This window comes from Paenibacillus contaminans (assembly GCF_003285015.1).
GTDB classification, from domain to species: domain Bacteria; phylum Bacillota; class Bacilli; order Paenibacillales; family NBRC-103111; genus Paenibacillus_V; species Paenibacillus_V contaminans.
Window position 1 is genome coordinate 54,575 of the sequence record NZ_QMFB01000035.1, and the last position, 18,125, is coordinate 72,699.

Genomic DNA, 18,125 nt, shown 5'->3' on the forward strand with positions numbered 1-18,125 from the left:
GACACCTTTATCGTCGCGGTGTAGGTTCCTGCCGCCGGACCTTCACCGTAAAGCTTGCAGACTCTCCAATGCCTAACGTAGCCGTTTCCGGCTGGGTCCATATAAAATCTTGCGCATGTTCACCGCTAACCGCAACGGTCAGCCCGCTCAAAGCCGCTGTTCCGCTATTCCCCACCTGAATGACCTTCGTCTCCTGCGTGCCAGGCTCATAACCCGCCCGCAGCTGCGCTGCTGTCTGGTCGCCTATTTCGGCGATAGCATACACAGGCGTAACCAAATGAACCACGCTCTGGTCGGCAGGACTCCAGACCGCACCGCCGCCCCAGCTGTACCAAGCCGTTTGACCATGATAATTACGAAGGAAAAGCGCTTTGAATTTGTCATCGGTTTGCGGGTCCACCCCAAAGCTGGCAAACGGTATCGCCTGAATCACATTCCAGCGATCCCCCAGCGTAGTGGCGCCGGCCGTAAACTCTGCTTCAGGAGCCAATTTCGGTCCCGTTTTATACGTGAACTTAACACCTAGCGGATTCGTGAAATAAGCATAGGTAGTGCCGCCTTTGCCATCAGACAAATGCGTTTCCGCCGAATCGTCAGCACCGCTTCTCCACCATGATCCCGGCGCGTCCTGACTTATGATTCTGCCATTCATATCGTTGTCGAAATTCTCGTAACCGACGTATAAATGCTCATCGTCCCACAACAGATATACCTTCGTCTCGACAGAAGGAGTCTGATTGGTGCCCATTTTCAGGAAAGCGGTTATCGGTTCCGCGACTGACCAGGGGCCCTGACTGAAATCAAGCGCGCTTACAATCTCTTCCTGTGTTGCAGACGTTTTTACCGCATTGCCTGTAACCTGCTGACGTCCCCCGTACTTGAAGGTCATTTCCATAAAGGTCGAACGAATCGGTTCAATTCTTGCTTTGGCGCGTTCATCCGCAAGCTCCCAGGCTTCGTTGAGCTCCTGCGCCGCTGCCTCCTGAATGCCGGCCTGCACAATGTATTGCCCGATCAGCTGACTCTCATTCGAGTACCAATTGATCGGCTGTTGGTCGTAGTTCCAGCCCTGCTTGATCAGATTATAGTACCGTTTCATCGGCTCGGCCGCCGCACCATATGCCTTGTGGACGAATTCATTCGTGAGCGCCTCGATGTCGGCATCCGGATTCCAGAACAACTTCTCGAACAGCCAAAATTGCAGCGCATTGACTCCCCAGGCTTCGCTCTTGGCGTCGACTATCCCTTCCGGCAACATGCCCAGAATACCCAGTTCGCGATAATACTGCACATCGGCCTGAACCTTCTCGGCGAGCGGCCGCTCATAAGACTTTGCATAGCAGCAGCCGTAATAGTTGTACATGACGATGTTTTTCGTCAGCTTTACCCACTCTTCAAGCATTTGTTTATATTTGTAGTTGTTGCTTTGCTGATTCTCCGTATTGATCGGAATCCGCTCGTCTTCGCCGGCCGGGGCCATCACAATGACGATGTTGTCCTCCAATTCAACCTTCGGCGGCACTTCTGTAAAGAAATACGCGTACGAAACAATTTTCACTTCCGGATTCGTCTGCTTCACCTCCGCCGCCACTTTATTCAGAAAGGTGAAAAAGACGGTAGACTTGTAAGCCGGATCGTCAGGCTGCACAACGAGACCGCCCGGCGTCGTGAACGGCAGTTTACTCTCCGCGCTTTGCGTGAAGCTATGATTGTCGTTGATCCCGATTCCGATATACTCCGTCCCGTACGTTTGATAGAACGTCTTCACTTTCCCCGCAATGATCGAAGGGATATCCGGATGATAGAAATTGATTTGCGTTGCACCCGTGACAGGCACGTATTGTCCGTTTTCCCAGTTGTAATATTCCGGATGTGAGCTAAAAAATTCCTGGTTCGGCAGCCAGTAACTCAAGCTGTGACCCAGATTAACCGCTTTGAGACCGATGCTTTCATGCCCCGCCCAGTACGAAAGATTGCCGAATTCCGCGAACTTGGCGTTCAGTTTGTTGCGGGCAAGCATCTGGTTCGTTCGGGCATCCGTATGAAATTCGCCGTTCGCGCCAACGCCCGGCGTATGCCAGCCGCGAATCGCAAAAGGCGATTTCTCCCGATAGTCGGTCTGCACCGCCTGAATGGTCGGCCGCGGCTCGTAAATCGTTCCAACATCGGACGCCCGGGTCCACAGCACGCCAGCGTTTTTCTCCAGAAAATCATAGACGCCGTTCAGGACGCCGCGAGGCTCAGAGCCGAAAATATAGATGGTGTTCCCCGATTGCCGGACAGCGAATCCATCGGAATTCTCCAAGAAAGCCAAATCGTCCGCAAACAACGTGGACAGCTCCGGATAAGATTCCGGCGTTGCCAGTATAATGCGGGTATGCTCGGCGCCGGATTCGGGCGCTTCCACATTGGCCGGCGTGTTCACGGCCGGTTCGTTCCCCAACTCCTCCGCCGTATTGGCGGGGCTAATCGTTACATCGTCGACCCACAAGGTGTTCGTTCCAATGGCATCATTGTAAGCCCATACTGCAATCCAGTTATAATCGAAGTCCAAATTCGGATTGCGCGTGTAAGGGATCTCCACGTAAGTCCAATCGGCGCCGATCTCAACACGCAGCTTGGTCGAACCATTCGTAATGTCGCTGTTATTCTTGAGCGAGCGGAACTCCATCGTGATTCTGCCCGCACGCGATCCCTTCATCCACGCCTTCAGCACGTACTCGCGCCCTGGCTCCAAATACAGCTTCTGATCCGTCCGCGCATACGTGTAACCGCTTGCGGGCACCGTTATGCGCATGGAAGACGCGCCACTATGCTTCTCCGTCACATCTCGCGTTGCGACACCGGTTGATGCCCACCAGCCTGCAAGATCGGCGTCGAAGCCCGAATTCACAACGATATTCCGATCCAGCTGCACGTTCAAGGTTAGCAGCTCCAGCTCCTCGCCATTCGCAAGCGTCTTCATCTCCACTTGATACGTACCGTCTATCGTTTGCGCAAGCACCGATATGACAGCGCTTACACTCGCTGTTTGCCAGGGAGCCAGATTGATCGGGTTCAACGGCCCGACACGCAGCGATCCCTGATCCGTCTGGAGGAAACTCACTTGAGCAGCCGAAACGCTGTTATTCGTCACTTTGATCGAAAATGCGTATTCGCCGCTCTTCGTAATTCGCAAGGTATCGGTTTCGAGACTTGCGCTTACGCCATCCTTGCTCAAATCCGCTCTGGCAATCGGCAGCTCGGCGCCGCTAATCTGCCTGATTGTGTTCTGCAGCTCAGCCGCGGCCAGCGCCTCCAGGTCGGTGCCGGTTGTAGAAAGAATGATTCCTGCTTGGGCTTGGCTGTTGCCTGCGATCGTTAATGCATCCGCAAGCTCTGCCTGCCCGGTTTCGGGAACCGCCTGGCCAGCATTGGCTGTCTGGCCGGAGCCGAACAGCGGCGTCAACGCAATCAACAAAATGAGCAGCCATAATAATGCCTTTTTCTTCAAGACAATTGCCTCCCTTTTTCGCAATAACCTGCTGGTTTTCTTGGTCGCGACATCATCAATCCACAGCTTCCCCGTTCCCAGGCTGTCATCGTAGCCCCAGAAGCTGATCAAATTATAGTCGATATCCCGATTCGGATCACGCGTATACGACAACTCCACATAGGTCCTGTCGGTGCCGATCTCTACCCGATGACTTGTTAACCGTTCGGAATGTGTTTTTGGAGAAGGCGCGTTCCACTGCGCCCCTCCTGTTTATTTGTGCCAAATCTATAGCTCCATATTTTCTCCGTCGCATCGATGAAATAAGCGCCCTTTAGCTGCAGATTGTCCCCACGCGCACCCACTGCACCTTATCTTGTTCGGCAGACGCTTCCTCCGGGACATAGCCGTACAGGATCGTTATTCGGCCGCTGCTAACATAAGGCGCAAGCATATCCTCCAGAACCCGCACAGCTACTTGCGGCTCATGACAAACCCGGCTCACCCAACCGTTGCCGGGCTTCAAATACTCGTCGTCCCTCGCCGCTTGTGTAAGCGGATAGTTCTCCTAGTAATAACGGCGTACGCGATCGCGGAATTCGCGGTATGTACGCGTGCAGCCGAAGCTTTCGATCCAGGGATGCTCATCGGGCGGAACCGCCTGGCTTGTCAGCTGCCCGCCCCACCAATCCGTCTCCTCTGTCAGGATGACCCGCATCCCCATCTTCGCGGCGGCGAGCGCAGCCATGCACCCGCCGATGCCTCTCCGCCTAACACAACAATGTCAGCGAGCGAATGCCTTCCCTCTCTCCATTACTTCACCGTTGCGTACCAGCTATTGGCCGCTTTCATCATTTCCTCCCCGCCGTCGGCCTTCCACTGCTGCAGGAACTTGTCATATTGGTTGATAGGCTTTGCACCGGTAATAAATTTGATAAATTCGTCCTCGGTGAACTTGGCAAGCTTTTGCTTGTTTTTGGATACTTCCGGTATCGGAGGTGCAAACATCAATGCATCATTGTAAGTAATACCTTTGGCATTTTTCTGGAACGTCTCAAAATAGTTCTGTACAACCGGGTTTTTGCGCACGCGCGCCTGCCAGTAAACCGGGTACTTCTCTTCGTCGATGCCTGTCAGCAATTCGCCCGCAAAGTTCCACTCTTCCTCGAAGACCGGAAGAATCGGATAATATTTTCCGTCCTCTACCTTGTAATGTTTACCCTCTTGGCCAAGAGACAGGTGTTTAAAAATTTCCTCTTCGAATTTCTTGTCCAGATACTTGATCGTCTCTTCCTTGTTAGGAGCCCACTTCGGAATTCCGATAAAAAATCCGATGCCGCCGGAAGCGCTCGCATGCGCCGCGCCGGAAGCGTCCTTCAGCGGAGGAAGAATGCCGATCTTCGCGTCAGGGCTTTTGGATGCAAGCGCATCGGTTATGCTCGCCCCATTCCACCAGCCCTCGCGGTACATGAAGGATTGGCCGCTTGTAAATCTTTCGATCAGCGTATTCGGCTGGTTAATCGCCCACTCCGGATCGATCAGGCCTTCCGTATATAACTGATTCATGAACGTAAGGTATTCCACCGTTTTTGGATCTTCGGCCAGATGAATGATTTTGCCGCCTTCTACCTTCATTTGGTTCGCTACGCCGTACAACCAGCCCATCGCAGCGCCGATCTCGCCCTGGATAGGATCTTTGCCGCCCGACAAAGGAATGACTTTTTTCTTCGCTTTAATTTCTCTCAGCACATTGACCAGTTCTTCCAACGTGGTCGGAACCTGCAGCTTCAGCTCATCCAGCCAATCCTGCCGGTAAACCATCGAGTAGCCAGCCGTGATACCGCTGCCGGCAAGCTCCGGAATCGCCAATATTTGATCTTTCATTGTCGCGCCGTTCCATGAGCCTTTGGAAATAACCCGTTTCATATTCGGCCCGTATTTATCAATCAGTTCATTCAGCGGCTCCAGCGCACCCGAGGAAGCAAGCTGCGCAAACTGACCCGCATTCAGCTTCATGAAATCATAAGACTCCTGGTTGGCCATAAGAAGATTCAGCTTCTCATCGGCATTCTCCACCGGCAGCATGTTGTATTTTACCGTATAGCCCGTTGCTTCTTTCAAGTAATTCGTAACCGGATTATCATTGGGGTCGTAACGATTATAAGGCAGCAGCTCGCGCAGCACCGGCTTTGGCTTATCCGTGTCAGGCTGCTTGCTTGCCGCGCCGCCGCTCGGCGATGGCGAGCTTGTCTGCGAACCTCCCTGATTGCCTCCGCTGCTGCAGCCTGCGGCAGACGCTGCTACCGCAAGGATCAATAATGACGTTGTCAACTTTTTGTTCATGTCTGTTTGCGCCTCCCTATAATAACTTCCTTTTCACGAACCTGCCCTTCTCCAATCCCGCCGTTAGCCGCCTCTCGCTCTCCGGTCACCCCCCTTCACAAATAAACGTTCATGGCCTCTCGGCCGCAGGCTAGATGAAAACTCAGCCTCGTGAATGTTCTTTTTCGTAAAACGTCTACAGCGTCTTCAGACGCCCGTCGTTTACCGAGAAATCGAGCCGCATCTACGATATACGTCTGAGATTTTGAAATACCGGCTTGCCGATCAGCCTTTGACAGAACCGATAAGAACCCCTTTAACAAAATACTTCTGCAAAAATGGATAGACGAGCAGGATCGGCAATGTAGCAAGAATGATGGAAGCCGCCTGAATCGATTGCGGCGAGGCGTTCATGGCCGCATCCACGTTGACGTGGTTGCCGCTTCTCAGGAAAGCGTCGCTGGATGAAACGAACAGCTCCTTCAAGTACAACTGCAAGGGCTTTAAATCCGGCGAATTGATATAGACCAGCGAAGTAAAATAATCGTTCCAGAACTGCACCGCGTAGAACAATCCGATCGTCGCGAATACGGGCAGCGAAAGCGGCAATATGATGCGCCATAGAATAGTCAGATTGGAGGCTCCATCCAGCTTGGCCGATTCCTCCAGACTATCCGGCAAATTCTCGAAATGGCTCTTGATAATCAACATATTGTACACGCTGATCATCACCGGCAGGAACAGGACAGGCAGCTGATCGATCAACCCTAGACTGCGCATAAGCAAATACGTCGGGATCAGGCCGCCGCTGAACAGCATCGTGAATACATACATGATGATAAAAAACTTGCGTCCGCGCAGCCTCGGCTTGGACAAAGGGTACGCGGCCAAAGCAGTCATGAACAAAGCGCTGAGCGTTCCGAGTACCGTAACGAGCAGGGATATTTTCAGCGCATTCAGGAACAAAGCGTTGCTGGCTACAAATTTATACGTGCTGAATTGCAAGCCTATCGGAATCAGATTAACCTGGCCCGATACGACCGCCGCTTCGCTGCTCAGCGACTTGGCGATCAGGTTCAGAAACGGAAAAAGAGTCGTCAAGCCTAGCAAACTAAAAAAGACAATATTACATAAAGCAAATACTTTCTCTCCAACGGATTCTTTGATTGCGCTTCCGGATGCCGTTTTCATGGATGCCCCCTTACCAAATGCCGCTTTGCGTATATTTTCTGGTTAACCAGTTCCCCCCGATGATGAGAACGAAGGCAATAATGGATTCAAACAACCCGACGGCGGTGGAGAAGCTGTAATTTTGCTCGCCAAGTCCGACCCGGTACACATACGTTCCGATGACATCCGCAACATTGTAGACGCTTGGATTGTACATGACCAGAATTTGCTCCGTACCCGCTTCCAGTATGGCCCCCAGTCTCAAAATAAACATCAGCGTAATGATCGGAACGAGGCCCGGAATCGTAATATGAATCGTCTGCTTCCATTTGCCGGCGCCGTCCATTTTGGCCGCTTCGTACAGCTGCTGGTCGATTCCCATCATAGCTGCAAGATAAATGATCATGTTCCAACCGATTTCCTTCCAGCCTGCGGAAGTAATCAACACGGAACGAAAAATATCGCTGTCCAGGAAAAAGCGGATCGGCTCTCCGCCAAGCGACACAATCAATTTATTGACAAGACCGCCGTTGACAGACAACAGATCGAGGAACAAACCGCCTACGATTACCCAGGACAGAAAATGAGGCAAATAGACAATCGTTTGCACCGTTCGTTTGAACGCGAGATGTCTCAGCTCATTCATCATGATCGCCATCATAATGGGCAGCGGAAACAAGAAAATAATCTTGTACAACGAGATGATGAGCGTATTGCGAAACACCTCCATAAAATCGGCCGAAGTAAACAGCCTCGCAAAATGTTTGAGCCCCGCCCACTCGCTGTCCGCTATGCCGGTGAAAATATTAAAATCCTTAAACGCAATAACGATTCCATACATCGGCGTATACTTGAAGAGCAGCAAAAAAACGATGCCCGGGATCAATGCCGCATACAAGTCCCAATCCTTCCTGATGTCGACGAGCAGTTGCCGGCTATACGATCGCCGCGCCGCCTGTATCGTCTCGGTCCGCTTACCCAGATGCATACTATTCCTCCTACACAAAATGTTATAAACGAAGGGGATTGCCATCCCCCCCTGTCCCGGACCTTCACCTTAAAGATGCCGCCCAACGCAAAATGAAGCCTGCCATTATTGTAAAATGGCAGGCTTCAAACACGTAGAGGATACTGATGACCTCTTATGGTAATTTCATTCCTTAACGCTTCACTTCACCCGGCGTGACGCCCCAAAACTTGCGGAACACTTTGGTGAAATAGCTGACATCCTTGTAGCCTACCTGGTTGGAGGCATCGGACACTTTGGCTCCTTGCTGCAGCAGCTGCTTGGCTCGCTCCATCTTGTGCTCCAGCACATAAGCCGAAAATGTCGTTCCCATCTCCCGCTTGAACAGCCGGCTCAAATAGGAAGAATTGACGAACAGCCTGTCCGCCACCGTCAACAAGGTTAGCTCCGTATGGAGCTCCTTATCGACGATTTGCAAGATCTTCTTCACGATCTGATTGTCGACGGCTTCCCGCTGTTTCCGCACATACGCGATCATGCGGCCGACCGTCCTCTGCAACCAGGCATGGATTTTCTCCTTGGTTACCAGCTGCTGAGGATGATGCAAATATTCAAAATCCTCACCCAGCACTTCTTTCAGCCGCCAGCCTTGACGATGAATGATTCGAACCAGCACGCTGCTGAAATAGAGCACCCACTCCTGCACGTCATCGACCGTACCGGCCTTGGCGACGGCGCTCTCCCATACGGACTGCAACGCTTGTCCTGCCTGCTCTTCGTCCCCCGTCTCTACGGCTATTTCCAGATTTTTTTCGTAATTCGGGAGCATGGACCACGTATCCACGCTCTGCTGCTGCTCCTTGTAGGGGATGGCGATATCGGGGCCGTATACGACCCGGCCTTGCAAAGCTCTGATCGCCTGAGCATAGATCAGGTGCAGCTGCTCCGGACAGCATGTCTCGCCGCAAATGCCCGCGCTTGCAGTCAGCTTCAGGCATTCCTTCACCTTAGACAGCAGATTGGCTACCGCTACATTTACGGCAAGCATCATCCCATTGGAATCCTCCGCCAGAGGACTGTGGAATACAAGCACGGTATATCCTTCTTGCGCCGTCAACACCCATACGTTATGTTCACCCGCCATGATCTCCCTGACGATACTGTTCAACGAAAACTGCAGCAAGGAAACATCTTTGCCGTTAAAGCGCGTTTCCTCGTCGGACAAGGGATCCATATCGAGCACCACAACCGCATATTGCGCTTCGGCGGGCAAATCGATCTGCAGTTCTCCGCCATATTTGCCAATCTCCCACGCCGCGTATTTTCCGTTCATCCAGTTCTGAAAGAAGCTGTTTTGCAAATTCGGCAGCTGCTGAAGCCATTTCTGCTGCAATGCCTCCTGATTGTACAATCGATCCAGCTCTTGCCTTGACTGCTCTGCCGCGTCCAGAACAGCCTGAAGGATTTCCGCGTCGTCGGCCGGCTTTAGCAAATATTTCGATACGCCGATCTCCAGCGCCGATTGCGCAAACGAAAAATTGTCATAGCCGCTTAAAATGATAATTTTGACCAGCGGATTCACTTTTATCATTTCGCGCGCCAGCTCGATACCGTCCATCTCCGGGATCCGAATATCAAGCAGTACAATATCCGGCTTGCCGCGTCGGTACAAATGCAGCGCCTCCAGCCCGCGCCCGGCCAAACCGACGATCTCGATGCCGTGATCCTCCCAGGGAATATTGTTGGCCAAGCTGGTTCTCAGCCGGACTTCATCCTCAACGATCAACAGATTCATGTTCATGCACCTCATGCTGTATATTTCTTAACGGCTTCAGGTCGAACGATTCCCGGCAATGCTCGAGCGGCAGCTTCAATTCAACGATCGTTCTTTCGCCTTCCACGCTGTCAATCGTAAGCTCCGCCCGGTCGCCATAGAAAAGCTTGATTCGCGAATAAACATTTCGAAGTCCGTACACATCCGATGGATTGGCCTCCGAGAAAGATAAAAGACCGGCGTTTGCATCAGACAACGGGCCAAGCTGTTCCCGGATATACTCCATCCGTTCCTTGCTTATTCCCGCTCCATTATCCTTGACGGACAGAATCAGAAATTCCTCTTCCACCCGGCTGGAAATCGATAACTCGCCGTCCGCTTTATTTTCAAGCCCGTACAAAATCGCATTCTCTACCAAAGGCTGCAGCAGCAGCTTCAGCACATGAACCGGTTTGCTCTCCTCCTGCAGCTCGTAACGGACGGTAAACGCTTCAAGGAACCTTAATTGCTGGATACGGATGTAGTAATGGAGATGCGTAACCGTTTCCTCCACGGTAAAGGTATCGCGCCCCTTGCTTAGACTCAGCCGGAAAAACCGCGACAGGTTCAACACCATCTCGCTGATTTCGGAAGCTTCATAGTTTTGAGCGGCCCGGTAGATCGAGTCGAGCGTATTGTAAAGAAAGTGAGGATTAATTTGCGACTGCAAAAATTTCAATTCCGTATTGCTCAGCCGCAGATGCTGTTCGTAATGATTTTCGATCAGTTCTTTCTGATCCCCCACCATCTTGTTAAAGGCTCGCGTCAGAGAGCCGATTTCGTCTATTCGGTCGTTATCCAGACGAACATTGAAATCCCCTCTGCCTGCTGCGTTCATTCCTTTCCACAATCGCTGAACAGGATGGGCGATGCCGGAATAAACGGCCCAAGCAATCAACAGAGCAAGGAATACGCTGACAGCGATAATGATATAGGTGAACAGGCGCGTCTCCTCGACCTCCTTCCAAAGCTCCTTCTCCGGCTGAAGCAGAAGCAGCGTCCAGTTCTCTGGCGAATGGGCTTTGAGGGCGAGCATCCCCGGAATTTCGGCTTCGAAATCTGCAATTCGGGCACCGTAGCTTCCGGCGCTGGCAATAAGCTCACGCTTGTTCGTATACAAATATATTTGCGCATTGGGGGACGGCAGCAGCGATTCGATCAGATCAACCAGTCTGGTTTTGTTTAATGACAAGACGAGCAGGCTTGGCTCTCTGTCCGGATTGTTCAAATCCATGACACGAATGAGCGAGATGCTGTCCGTACCGATCACGGAACCGAAGGTTTGCCCTTCGGCAAGCGGATAATCCGGCATGATGTACATGATCCCGGTTCCGCACCGGACGGCGAGCTTGCGCAGATTGTCCAGCACCTGCGCATCTTTTAGCCTTTTGCCGCCGCGATCCGCCGTTAGCAGCATTTGGGAGGGGGAATGGAAGAGGGAAGCATGCGAAACCATCTGATTGATCGACGTAAGATGAACAAGCTCCGTCATTACTTCGGCAAACGTTATATAAGCCTCCGCGTCCAGTACTGGACGAACCGAGCTAAGCTTGCGCAACAAATTGTTATCCGACGCCGTCACGGTCGACATGATTTGAATATTTTCCAAAGAGAGCTCCATGTAATCCATTGATGAGGCCAGCGCCGCTGTCGTCCGTTCCACCGTTCGTTCCAGCAGGATGTTCTGCGATCTAAAATTGACATACAAGCTCACGATAACAAGCGGCAATAAGATAAGCAGAAAATAGAAGGTCAAGCGCAATTGGATTTTTTGAGCATAGGTTTGCCGCAACCATTTGAAGAATCGTTGTATGATAGCTCACCGCCTGCGAATAATCTTCCATACTCAACTTTCCCTCTCACGTTATCAGATTTACGCTTTTTTGCAAAGACCGAAAAGCGCGGAGCGTCAAGCAAATCTCTCTCTGCCCCTGCCGTAAAATGTCAATCACTCCCTCCGGCTGCGGACCCTTAACAGCCAGTAAGCGCCCGCCGTCAAAACGGCAAGGATGGCTGTAAGCCATAAAATCGGCAAAAGCAAGCTTGGCTCGAAGCTGGATTGGAGATTGACTTTTTTAGCCGGCTTCGCGCCCGAACCGAGCGCTTGGAGATCGGCGGCCGCGGCCGTCAGTTCAGCGGATCCGCTGCAAATATGGGTCGATAGCGGCTTGCCTCCCCACGAACCGGCGTAAACCAAATACGATTGGCCGACCTGAAAATCGAACTGGCAGGAGCTTAAATCCGTGCGAACGATAACTTGGCTCTCGGACAATCCCTTCCAAACGCTGTCTACTTCCAAAAGAACGGCCTCATTCGTCTCCCTCGCCCTCAGCGCCCAGGATGTTTCCTCTTTCTTGGCGATTACTTTGCCTGTAAAGACGGCATCATACTGCGCCACCCTTTCATTGGCCGGCTTCGGGGCTGCACAGCTGCACGCGTATGCAGGAGAAGAAGGCATGCAAATGACGAACAAAACGCAAAGCGCCAGCAAGGCATACGCGATTTTCATGGATAGTCCCTCTTTTTCTTATTTTGAAATAACAGACGTAAACCGTCATGAAAGGTTCCAGTTACTGGGACTAATCTTTTTGCTAAACCAAACAAGCGGCGCCTCCGTTTCTCAGCCGGGCAACTTTTGATACAATAGAGTAATGGAAAGGGGGCATGACCGAATATGACTGGTCAAACCAATAAATTTCGCGTTTCCGCGGTGCAGTACCATTTGCACACTATTTCTTCCTTCGAGGAATTTGCCGCGCAGGTCGAGCATTATGTGAAGACGGCCGAGGAGTTTTCGGCGGACTTCGTCTTGTTCCCGGAATTTATGACGACGCAGCTGCTGTCCATAGGCGACGGCAAAGGCAATGCGCTCACCATTAACGAATTACCGGATTTCACCGAGCAATACCGCTCGTTATTTATTTCGCTCGCCCGTAAAACCGGCATGCACCTGATCGGAGGCACGCACGTCATCCGCAAAGGCGACCGCCTGTACAACGTAGCGCATCTGTTTTACCCGGACGGCCGGGTGGCGGAGCAGGCGAAGCTGCATATTACCCCTACGGAAGTTTCCGAATGGAACATGTCCGCGGGAGACGGCTTGGAAGTATTCGAAACCGATAAAGGCACGATCGCCATGCTGACCTGCTACGATATCGAGTTTCCGGAAATCGTGCGGATGGCGCGGGCCAAAGGAGCCGACGTTATTTTTTGCCCGTCCTGCACGGACGACCGCCACGGCTTCCACCGCGTCCGCTATTGCTGTCATGCGCGCACGATCGAGAATCAAATTTACGTCGTAACCACCGGTACGGTCGGCTCGCTGCCGACGGTCGATTTCATGCGCGGCAACTACGGTCAAGCGGCTGTCATTACGCCGAACGACGTTCCTTTCCCTCCGCGCGGCATCATGGTGGAGGGTGAAATCAACGGAGATATGATCGTCACCGCGGACGTCGATCTGAGCCTGCTGCATGAGGTGCGGCAAAAAGGGTCCGTTACGACTTGGCGCGACCGCCGCACCGATTTGTATACGGACTGGAAGTAAGCGGCACTATAAATTCGTTCGCCTACGCCCCGGGCTTTCGCGTCCGGCTGTCCAATCGCGGCGTTAACGCCCGCAGCATATCGGCCGTCAGCCGCGACAGGCCCGGCCACAGAGGCCGGATCGCGCAAGACATTCCAGCCATGGCTCCATTGCAACAGTAAGGAGGCAATCGGGTGTATCATAAATCTTTTTATGCTTTCGGCACCGCAGGCAAACCTGTTCCGGCCGTCGTCCGCCGCTACCGGGAGGAAGATATCGACGAGCTGATCGACATTCAAAGCGAATGCTTCCCTCCTCCCTTCCCTTCCGAGCTTTGGTGGAATAAGGAGCAGCTCGGCAACCATGTCCGCTTGTTTCCGGAGGGAGCTATATGCATTGAAGTTGACGGCAAGCTTGCCGGATCGATTACCGGACTGCTTGTTGGCTTCGACCCCGGCGAACCGGATCACTCTTGGGCGGACGTTACGGACAACGGCTATATCCGCACGCACAAGCCGGATGGCGACACATTGTATATCGTCGATATAAGCGTTCGGCCGTCTTTTCGCAAATGGGGACTCGGCAAACATCTCATGCAATCGATGTATGAGCTCGTTATCGAGCGGAAGCTCGCCCGTCTGCTCGGCGGCGGACGAATGTCCGGCTACCATCGCATGGCGGACCGAATGTCGGCGGAGCAATACTTGCAGGCGGTCGTTGCAGGCGAGCTGCAGGACCCGGTCATCACCTTCCTGCTGCGCTGCGGCAGAACGCCGCTGGGCGTCGTTAAGGACTACCTCGACGACGAGGAATCGCTGAACTATGCCGCGCTTATGGAGTGGAAAAACCCGTTCTACGGCCGCTGAACGGAAGCGCAATTACTTAATCTTCTAAAGCAAAGGGGAATGCGAACCAATGGAATATATTCGTATTACAAGCATTAACGATCCGCTGTTCCGCAAAATGCACGACATGATGAAAACCGTTTTCCCGCCGGAGGAGGTACTGGCATACGAGCTATGGAAGGAGCCTCTCGAGGATCCGGGCATCCGGGTGTTCGTCGCGGTTCACGAAGGAGAGGTAGTCGGCTCTACCGAATACCGGTATTATTCGGATTTCGAAGTGGCGATGACCGACTTCACGATCATCGGACGTGAAGGGCTCGGCGTCGGACCGTTCTTGGCCAAGCAGCGGCATAAGGAGCTTGTCGCTCTTGCAGCCGAAAGCGGCACTCGTCTGACCGGCATGTTCGCCGAAATTTACAATCCGTACCTTGTGGAGGAATACGAGTTCGGCGGCGTCAAAGCGATGAATCCGTTCGTCCGCCGCGAGGTGTTGTCCCACCTGGGCTACCGCAGGCTGGATTTGAACTACGTCCATCCGTCATGGAATAACGACGGTGAAGCGGTCAGCGGACTCGATCTCGGCTTTCTTGCCTACGACGAGGCGCAGGATAGCGTATCGGCCGACCTGATCGTACGCTTTTTGACGCGTTATTATGCGGTTCTGGAGAACAAGCCGCAGGCGTGGCTCGATATGGTCGACTCGCTGAAGTCTCGCGATTCGGTCAAGCTGCTGCCGCTGTAGCACACGGCAATCTATTCACCGCAAGGATAAACGGCTTCGCCGTCCTAAACGCTTTCGAAGAAAGCGACTTCGTAAGCATGAGCTAAGGACTGGCGCGTTTACCGAGGTTGAGAGCTGCTTCCACGATATACTTTCTGCCCTGAAATAACGATATTTTCATTCATCATTGGTGCCGCGAAACGGCATGGAAGTCTGATAAACTCAGAAACGGCGTATTGTCCTTGAAACAAGGATGATACGCCGTTTTTTCGTAAGAATTGCATGGGGCTACGTAGCAGACGTACGCATCCCTCGCATCTTGTTGCTGCTCTCAGCGTGCCGTGTGACTTCGCATGACTGGGTCGACAGCATACCTACCGCCCGCTGTCTAAGCTGCCTAGCCGCACGACGACTTTTTGCGTTGAAAACAGCCCCTACTCTCCTAACCCTTCCAGCTTTTCGCGGATTTTGTCCGCCTCCGCCTTATTGCCGAGTTCTTCGTATATCAGCTGCATAAGCTCGTAATCGAACTTGACCGGGTTCGGGATTTTCAGCAAGTAGGTCAGCGCTTTGGCTTTATCCCCCCGATCCTCGAAGGACGTAAATCCGTTCATCCACAAAAGAGCAAGCGCCCTCAAGGCATACGGATTATTCGGCTCGCCCTCATATGCTTTAATCGCTCCCTCATAGTCGCCCTGCAGCACGAGCTTATCGCCCTCAAGCTGAAACGCGTCATCGACGGAAAAAAAGGGCACTTGGCTGTTAAAAGATAAATAATAACCGCTGGAGCTGCTTATTCTTTTCCCGTCCTTATCGTACGCGTCGACGGACCAAATAAAATCGCCGCCCGGATAAACCGTTCCCAGTATACCGGAGGTAGACAGCCAAACCTCGTCCTTCGTTCCGGATTTGCCGGTTCCGCGCGGATAGGTTCGCAGCGTACGGACGTCATATTCCGCGTTCGGCTCCCGCCATAGTTCATCTGTCGTAACGGTAAATGTCCCGCGCACTTTTCCGTCCTTATCCCGCTCCAGAGCCGTTATACTTAGCTTATAACCGGAGGCACCAGGATACGGCTCCCATGCGAAACGGATTTTATCGGCATCCGATCCGCGCATCTCTTCTTTATTCGTCGGACTTACGATGTTAACTTTCGGCACGAACCTTATATCGTAGGAAGCCGTCGAAGCTGCAGAAATCGTGACCGCCGCGCCGTCCTGATCCGTCAAAAAGTAACCGTCCACCTCCGCCGCCGTAACGCCGACTCCTACCTCGTACTCGTCCGGAGAAATATCGTAAAACCGGTATTCACCGTTACGGTCCGTCATCGCCATCGGGTAATGGCCGTATGGCTTCGAATACCATCCGTTGTCGCTCTTTCGCCTTAACACCACGTATGTGTCGGCAGCAGGGCTGTCTCCGATTCGTACGCTCCCTGTCAACGAAGGAACTCCATTATCTGCCGAGCGTCTCGATGCGAGCAAATCGGCAAATGTTTTCGCTTCGTTTCTCCTGTATTCGTCCTTGGCAGTCGTCTCTATCTCCCGAAACAGCGGTTCCGCTTGGTCCAGTTCTCCGTTCGCCAAATATATTTGCGCCAGCTTCGACCGGGCCATATCGATATGCCGGTAGTCCGGATAACCGTCGATGAGCCTTTCCAAAAGCCCCTGCGCATCATTCAGCTGCTCCCGGGAATTCTGGCTCCCGTTCGAATAGCTTACCGATTCGTGGAAAATAAAAATGCGCCCCTCCTCCTCCGGATTCGGCACCGTCGTTTCCGCCGCCCAATACAACGCTTCAGGCGCTTCCTTGCTGCCGGGAAAATTAGCGAGTAAAATGTCGTATTTTTCCATGCGCATCAAGAGAGAGGGGAGCAGCGAATACGCCGCAATCAGCAGCAAAATAATCGCAACGCTCCCGATGGCAAGCGTCTTCACCTTGATTCGGATCATTCGTCCCAGCCCTCCCTCAATATTTTCTCGCTATACACGCCGCTGTTCAGCACTACGAATTGCCGCTCCGAACGAACGGACGGATTCGTCTCGTTCTTGATCTCTTGCCCGGCCATTCCGGGTACCGGAGCATGCTTGGCCGACTGTGCGAACCAAAAACCGCCGGCCCCTACCAGCAGCAAGCAAACGGCGACGGCGGCCGACCCGGGGATACGAATCTCGCGATCCCAAAAAGACCGCTTCGCCCGCTGCAGCACACGCATTTTCATCGTTTCATCAAACTGCACCTGCGTCAGTTCGTTTTCCAGCCGATCCCGCAATCCGGGCTTTTCGGACTTCTTACCATTCGTCTCCACCGTTCCAGCCCCCTTCCTCCAATTTAGCCTTCAGCAGCTTTCTTCCGCGGGACAGCTTGCTCTTGACCGTCCCTTCGGATTCTCTCAGCACGATACCGATCTCTTTAACGGACAATGCCTGGTAGTAATGCAAAACGATCGCTTCCCTATATTTGTAGGGCAATTGCTGGATTTCGGACATCAGCGAAAGCTCCTCCGCCATTCGCTCGGGACCGGGCTCCGCGCTCCGCAGCTCGTAGTCCGCGATATCGCGAAAGATGAGTCTTTTCCACGAGGCTCTTCGCATCTTGCTCCTGCACAGATTAATCGTTATTTGCAGCAGCCACCCGCGCAGCGAACCGCTGCCGTTGAACTGGCTTATGTTCTGATAGGCCGCGAGAAAAGCTTCTTGGCTAATATCCTCCGCCCAATGCCGGTCCTTCAACAGCAGAACGGCTACCCGGTAAATATCGTTGCCGTAGCCGTCCATCAGCTGCTTTAAGGCGGAGCCTTCGCCCTTTCGAAGCTGCCCGATCCACTCTTGCTCCGGGTTCATCCCGTTCACCCCTTACTCTCTATATAACTAGATGCCTCCTTCCTCTTAAAAGGTTGCAAAATCAAAAAGTTTTCTATGCATCCTCCATATGCAAAACTAAGCAGCTTGGCTTTGGAAAAGGAGGGGGTCAGTCGGCAATCGATTTTGGGGACAGCCCCGCAGTGTGATTATAGAAATGATCATTCTATATGATTTTTCGTGTAGATTTATCGATTTTAATGCGAAACGGTAAAAACTATATGAATTTTCATATAGATTCGTCGAATCTGATGCGAAATGATAAATTCTATATGATTTTTCATATACACTCATGAGCGACAGGTTACTCCGGACAGGTCTGAGCCGCCTTGTTCTCGAAGCCGGCTTTCCGTATGCAGTACGCGTTTACTTCGAAATCGAACAAATTTCTGGGACTTAAACCAAACAAGCCGAAGTCACTTGGACAT

General features: G+C 52.6%; 13 protein-coding genes and 1 pseudogene. 3 read left to right on the forward strand and 11 right to left on the reverse strand.

Features of this window, described 5'->3' with window-relative positions:
- Positions 1–7: 7 nt before the first annotated feature.
- The 8 genes and pseudogenes from DQG23_RS35530 to DQG23_RS35565 all read right to left on the reverse strand — a co-directional run bounded on the left by DQG23_RS35530 (position 8) and on the right by DQG23_RS35565 (position 12,253).
- Positions 8–3,646 (reverse strand): DUF4838 domain-containing protein, encoded by a 3,639-nt coding sequence (locus DQG23_RS35530; protein WP_158560871.1) that lies wholly within the window; start codon positions 3,644–3,646, stop codon positions 8–10.
- A 172-nt stretch (positions 3,647–3,818) separates the two neighbouring features.
- A pseudogene (locus DQG23_RS35535) lies at positions 3,819–4,255 on the reverse strand (FAD-dependent oxidoreductase); the annotation flags it as partial.
- 30 nt (positions 4,256–4,285) lie between these two features.
- On the reverse strand, positions 4,286–5,815 hold the full coding sequence (locus DQG23_RS35540; RefSeq protein ID WP_113035796.1) for an extracellular solute-binding protein: 1,530 nt from the start codon (positions 5,813–5,815) through the stop codon (positions 4,286–4,288).
- 264 nt (positions 5,816–6,079) lie between these two features.
- Entirely contained in the window at positions 6,080–6,985 is a 906-nt protein-coding gene (locus DQG23_RS35545) for a carbohydrate ABC transporter permease (RefSeq protein WP_113035797.1), read from the reverse strand.
- Positions 6,986–6,995: 10 nt separating this feature from the next.
- The gene (locus tag DQG23_RS35550) at positions 6,996–7,952 is read right to left on the reverse strand and encodes an ABC transporter permease (RefSeq protein ID WP_113035798.1); all 957 of its coding nucleotides are present in this window, start codon (positions 7,950–7,952) and stop codon (positions 6,996–6,998) included.
- 172 nt (positions 7,953–8,124) lie between these two features.
- Positions 8,125–9,726 carry a response regulator gene (locus DQG23_RS35555; RefSeq protein ID WP_113035799.1) on the reverse strand — a complete coding sequence of 534 codons (1,602 nt, stop codon included), beginning with the start codon at positions 9,724–9,726 and terminating at the stop codon, positions 8,125–8,127.
- Positions 9,707–11,536, reverse strand: a complete 1,830-nt coding sequence (locus tag DQG23_RS35560; protein WP_238178190.1) for a sensor histidine kinase — start codon at positions 11,534–11,536, stop codon at positions 9,707–9,709. Before DQG23_RS35560 ends, DQG23_RS35555 begins: the two co-directional genes overlap by 20 nt.
- A gap of 156 nt (positions 11,537–11,692) precedes the next feature.
- A complete protein-coding gene (locus DQG23_RS35565; protein WP_113035801.1) occupies positions 11,693–12,253 on the reverse strand; it encodes a hypothetical protein in 561 nt (186 codons plus the stop codon).
- A gap of 165 nt (positions 12,254–12,418) precedes the next feature.
- Here DQG23_RS35565 and DQG23_RS35570 point away from each other — a divergent pair, with 165 nt between their 5' ends.
- From DQG23_RS35570 to DQG23_RS35580, 3 genes are all read left to right on the forward strand, one after another.
- Positions 12,419–13,291: a carbon-nitrogen hydrolase family protein gene (locus tag DQG23_RS35570; RefSeq protein ID WP_113035802.1), complete on the forward strand. Its 873-nt coding sequence runs from the start codon at positions 12,419–12,421 to the stop codon at positions 13,289–13,291.
- Between the two features lie 173 nt (positions 13,292–13,464).
- Positions 13,465–14,136, forward strand: a complete 672-nt coding sequence (locus DQG23_RS35575) for a GNAT family N-acetyltransferase (RefSeq protein WP_113035803.1) — start codon at positions 13,465–13,467, stop codon at positions 14,134–14,136.
- 49 nt (positions 14,137–14,185) lie between these two features.
- Positions 14,186–14,857, forward strand: coding sequence for a GNAT family N-acetyltransferase (locus DQG23_RS35580; RefSeq protein WP_113035804.1), 672 nt, complete (start codon positions 14,186–14,188; stop codon positions 14,855–14,857).
- A 413-nt stretch (positions 14,858–15,270) separates the two neighbouring features.
- On the opposite strand, the gene DQG23_RS35585 is transcribed toward DQG23_RS35580, so the two are convergent.
- Genes DQG23_RS35585 through DQG23_RS35595 form a run of 3 tightly spaced genes read right to left on the reverse strand, consistent with a single transcriptional unit; the run spans position 15,271 to position 17,679 of the window.
- Positions 15,271–16,788 carry a tetratricopeptide repeat protein gene (locus tag DQG23_RS35585; protein WP_113035805.1) on the reverse strand — a complete coding sequence of 506 codons (1,518 nt, stop codon included), beginning with the start codon at positions 16,786–16,788 and terminating at the stop codon, positions 15,271–15,273.
- Positions 16,785–17,144 (reverse strand): hypothetical protein, encoded by a 360-nt coding sequence (locus DQG23_RS35590; protein ID WP_113035806.1) that lies wholly within the window; start codon positions 17,142–17,144, stop codon positions 16,785–16,787. Before DQG23_RS35590 ends, DQG23_RS35585 begins: the two co-directional genes overlap by 4 nt.
- Positions 17,128–17,679, reverse strand: a complete 552-nt coding sequence (locus DQG23_RS35595) for an RNA polymerase sigma factor (RefSeq protein ID WP_113035807.1) — start codon at positions 17,677–17,679, stop codon at positions 17,128–17,130. Before DQG23_RS35595 ends, DQG23_RS35590 begins: the two co-directional genes overlap by 17 nt.
- Positions 17,680–18,125: the final 446 nt, after the last annotated feature.